Source organism: Vogesella mureinivorans, from assembly GCF_007644035.1.
Lineage (GTDB): Bacteria > Pseudomonadota > Gammaproteobacteria > Burkholderiales > Chromobacteriaceae > Vogesella > Vogesella mureinivorans.
In genome coordinates, this window is record NZ_VMTV02000610.1 from 1 (window position 1) to 308 (window position 308).

Here is a 308-nt window from a genome sequence, read left to right on the forward strand (position 1 = left end):
GGTGCGTTTCCCCTTTTGGCGGCGCCGCGCCGCCGTAGCCCGCTTTGCCAAAGTCAGTGCGCGTCTGAATCGCACCGTCAGGCAGAGCAACCAGATCGGAACCGGAGCCCTGCGGCAGCACGCGCGTGTCGGCGGGCAGGTTTGCCACGATCCAGTGCCACCAGCCCGACCCGGTTGGCGCATCCGGATCGTAGCAGGTCACGACAAAACTTTTGGTTCCCGCTGGCACATCGTCCCACGCCAGATGGGGAGAGATATTATCCCCCTGATAACCCATCCCGTTAAACACGTGACGTTCCGGCAGTTTT

1 protein-coding gene is annotated in these 308 nt (G+C 62.3%); it reads right to left on the bottom strand.

Features of this window, described 5'->3' with window-relative positions; genetic code table 11:
* The coding region (locus FLQ44_RS16510; protein WP_147695282.1) for a YbhB/YbcL family Raf kinase inhibitor-like protein at positions 1 to 308 on the bottom strand (308 nt) is incomplete at both ends.